Source organism: Streptomyces sp. NPDC006208, from assembly GCF_040613775.1.
Classification (GTDB): domain Bacteria; phylum Actinomycetota; class Actinomycetes; order Streptomycetales; family Streptomycetaceae; genus Streptomyces.
Genome location: NZ_JBEXSW010000115.1, coordinates 1 through 3,500, shown reverse-complemented (window position 1 = coordinate 3,500; position 3,500 = coordinate 1). Strand labels below are relative to the sequence as shown.

The 3,500-nt window shown below is 69.3% G+C and carries 4 protein-coding genes; all 4 read right to left on the bottom strand.

All coding sequences use genetic code 11. The features are described from left to right. Positions 1–102 precede the first annotated feature (102 nt). The gene (locus ABZ208_RS38845; RefSeq protein WP_356914159.1) at positions 103–855 is read right to left on the bottom strand and encodes a YebC/PmpR family DNA-binding transcriptional regulator; all 753 of its coding nucleotides are present in this window, start codon (positions 853–855) and stop codon (positions 103–105) included. Between the two features lie 62 nt (positions 856–917). Continuing rightward, a complete protein-coding gene (gene pdxT, locus ABZ208_RS38840) occupies positions 918–1,508 on the bottom strand; it encodes a pyridoxal 5'-phosphate synthase glutaminase subunit PdxT (RefSeq protein WP_328402793.1) in 591 nt (196 codons plus the stop codon). Continuing rightward, the gene (pdxS, locus tag ABZ208_RS38835; protein ID WP_328406038.1) at positions 1,508–2,422 is read right to left on the bottom strand and encodes a pyridoxal 5'-phosphate synthase lyase subunit PdxS; all 915 of its coding nucleotides are present in this window, start codon (positions 2,420–2,422) and stop codon (positions 1,508–1,510) included. Before pdxS ends, pdxT begins: the two co-directional genes overlap by 1 nt. 141 nt (positions 2,423–2,563) lie before the next feature. Continuing rightward, complete coding sequence (locus ABZ208_RS38830) at positions 2,564–3,058, bottom strand: hypothetical protein (protein WP_356914160.1); 495 nt, start codon at positions 3,056–3,058, stop codon at positions 2,564–2,566. Positions 3,059–3,500: the final 442 nt, after the last annotated feature.

Here is a 3,500-nt window from a genome sequence, read left to right as displayed (position 1 = left end):
AGACTCCCGGATGTGATCGAAGAGCCCCATTCCCGCGCCGATTCCCACGCCGCCCCGCCGGTCTCACCCGCCGCCCCGTCGGCCCGCCGCGTCGAAGCTGGATCAGGCGTCGACCTTCGCCATGACATCGTCCGAGACGTCGAAGTTGGCGAAGACGTTCTGCACGTCGTCGCTGTCCTCCAGCGCGTCGATCAGCTTGAAGATCTTGCGCGCGCCCTCCTCGTCCAGCTCCACCTGCATGGTCGGGACGAAGTTGGCCTCGGCCGAGTCGTAGTCGATGCCGGAGTCCTGGAGCGCGGTACGCACCGCGACCAGGTCGGTGGCCTCGCTGATGACCTCGAAGGCCTCACCGAGGTCGTTGACCTCCTCGGCACCGGCGTCCAGCACCGCGCCGAGCACGTCGTCCTCGCTCAGTTCACCCTTGGCCAGGACGATGACACCCTTGCGGTTGAACAGGTACGACACGGAACCCGGGTCGGCCATGGAGCCGCCGTTGCGGGTCATCGCCACGCGCACGTCCGAGGCTGCACGGTTGCGGTTGTCGGTGAGGCACTCGATGAGCACCGCGACACCGTTCGGGCCGTAGCCTTCGTACATGATCGTCTCGTAGTCGGCGCCACCGGCCTCGAGGCCGGCGCCGCGCTTGACCGCGGAGTCGATGTTCTTGTTCGGGACCGAGCTCTTCTTGGCCTTCTGCACGGCGTCGAAGAGGGTCGGGTTACCGTCCAGATCGGCTCCGCCGGTGCGGGCGGCGACCTCGATGTTCTTGATCAGCTTCGCGAAGAGCTTGCCGCGCTTGGCATCGATCACGGCCTTCTTGTGCTTCGTCGTAGCCCATTTAGAGTGGCCGGACATCTGCCTGTCTCCTTCGCGTAACCAATTCTGCGGTGTTCGGCAGAGATCCTACCGGGATCAGGTCACAGGCCTTTGCGCACCATGTCCACGAACAGCGCATGCATCCGGTGATCACCCGTGAGTTCGGGGTGGAAGGATGTGGCCACGGCATTGCCCTGACGGACGGCGACGATATGACCGTCGTACTCGGCGAGCACCTCGACCTGGGCGCCGACCGACTCCACCCACGGCGCGCGGATGAAGACGCCCTCGACCGGGCCACCGTCGATGCCCTTGACGTCGACGGCCGCCTCGAAGGACTCGTTCTGCCGTCCGAAGGCGTTACGGCGGACGATCATGTCGATCCCGCCGAGCGTCTCCTGCCCCGAACGCGGATCGATGATCTTGTCCGCCAGCATGATCAGCCCGGCGCAGGTGCCGTAGACCGGCAGCCCCGCACGCAGTCGCTCACGCAGCGGCTCCATCACACCGAACAGCACCGCCAGCTTGGAGATCGTGGTGGACTCACCACCCGGTATCACCAGGCCGTCGACCTCTGCGAGCTCCTCGGGGCGCCGAACCGGCCTGGCCACGGCGTCAGCCGCGGCCAGGGCGATCAGGTGCTCCCGTACGTCGCCCTGGAGAGCCAGGACACCAATGACGGGAGTGGTCATTACCAGCCTCGGTTGGCGTAGCGCTCGGTCTCGGGCAGGGTGTCGCAGTTGATGCCGACCATGGCCTCACCGAGGTTGCGCGAGGCGTCCGCGATGATCTTCGGGTCGTCGTAGAAGGTGGTGGCCTTCACGATGGCGGCGGCGCGCTTGGCCGGGTCGCCGGACTTGAAGATGCCGGAGCCGACGAAGACGCCCTCGGCACCGAGCTGACGCATCAGCGCGGCGTCGGCCGGGGTGGCCACACCGCCGGCGGAGAACAGCACGACCGGCAGCTTGCCCAGCTCGGAGACCTCCTTGACGAGCTCGTACGGGGCGCGCAGCTCCTTGGCGGCGGCGTAGAGCTCGTTGTTGTCGAAGCCACGCAGCCTGGCGATCTCGTTCTTGATCTGGCGCAGGTGGCGGACGGCCTCGACGACGTTGCCCGTGCCGGCCTCGCCCTTCGAGCGGATCATGGCCGCGCCCTCGGCGATACGGCGCAGGGCCTCACCGAGGTTGGTGGCACCGCAGACGAACGGCGTGGTGAAGGCCCACTTGTCGGAGTGGTTGACCTCGTCGGCCGGGGTCAGCACCTCGGACTCGTCGATGTAGTCGACACCGAGCGACTGCAGGACCTGGGCCTCGACGAAGTGGCCGATACGGGACTTGGCCATCACCGGGATGGAGACCGCGTCGATGATCTCCTCGATCATGTTCGGGTCGGACATCCGGGCCACGCCGCCGTCCTTGCGGATGTCGGCAGGCACGCGCTCCAGGGCCATGACGGCCACGGCGCCGGCGTCTTCGGCGATCTTCGCCTGCTCGGCGTTGACCACGTCCATGATCACGCCGCCCTTGAGCTGCTCGGCCATGCCGCGCTTGACGCGCGCGGTGCCGGTCTCGGGCGACTGGGGGGTGACGGGGGGCGTGGTGGACACAGAGACCTCACTCAGGACGACGTTGTGATGCGTCGGACAAGACGTTGTAATGCGTGACCGATGGAACACTCCGCAACCAGTCCACATCAAGGGCCAATGAACAGCCGGTGGATCGTTTTGCCGGTGTTCACCCACCCCGACCTACTGCGGCCGGTCCGCCAGGGCGGTCGGCGGCTCGTCGTCCATCTCGAACGCCAGCGGGAACGGGGCGTGGCCGGCCAGCCGGAACCAGCGGACCTTGCGGTGCCGGCGCAGCGCACGCGCCGCGCGCACGGCGTCGTTGTGGAACCGGCGCGCCATGGGCACCCGGCGCACCGCCTGCGCCAGTTCCTCGGCCGCCTCCTCGCCACCCGGCACCTCACGGACCGCCTCGACCTGGGCCGTCTCCCCGAACACGGCCCGCAGCGCGGCACTCAGCTCGCTCTCGGCCACCTCGCGATGGTCCTCCTCCGCCTGGCGGGCTGCGTGCGCGGCCTCATAGAGCACGATGGACGCGGCCGGATCGAGCACGCCGGAGGTGGCGAGCTCCTGGGCCACCGAGGCGCGGCGCAGCAGTTGGGCGTCGAGGGCGGCGCGGGCGGCGTCGATCCGCGTATGGAGCCGGTCCAGGCGGCCGGCGGTCCAGCTGAGGTACATGCCGATGGCCACGAGGCCGACGATGATCCAGATCACGGTGCTCACGGGCGGCAAGGCTACCGGTGCGCTGCGCAGACTCCCGGGGCCGCCCCGGTCCGGTGCACGCAGCGCCTCCGGAGCGGTGCCCTTGGGCGGGCGGCGACACCGGGGGCTCCCGGGGGTGGCCCGGTCCTGCGTGCGGACCCTGTCGGGCGTGCACGTGGCTCCCGGGCCTGGCCTGGCCCCTGGGCGGGCGCCGACACCGGGGGGCGCTCCCGGGGTGGCCCGGCCCTGCGTGCGGACCCTGTCGGACGAGCACGTGGCTCCCGGGCTGCACCCGGTCCGTGCGCATGGCGTTGGGCCGCTCGGGGGCTCGTGTCCGGGACTGCTTTCCCGGGACTTGCCCCGCTCAACACTTACGACGCCTTACGTCCCGGACACGACCCCTGCGCGTCCCCGGCCG

Coding starts and splice junctions, on each gene's coding strand:
- ABZ208_RS38845 (WP_356914159.1), bottom strand. CDS start 855: ATGTCCGGCCACTCTAAATGGGCTACGACGAAGCACAAGAAGGCCGTG.
- pdxT (WP_328402793.1), bottom strand. CDS start 1,508: ATGACCACTCCCGTCATTGGTGTCCTGGCTCTCCAGGGCGACGTACGG.
- ABZ208_RS38830 (WP_356914160.1), bottom strand. CDS start 3,058: ATGTACCTCAGCTGGACCGCCGGCCGCCTGGACCGGCTCCATACGCGG.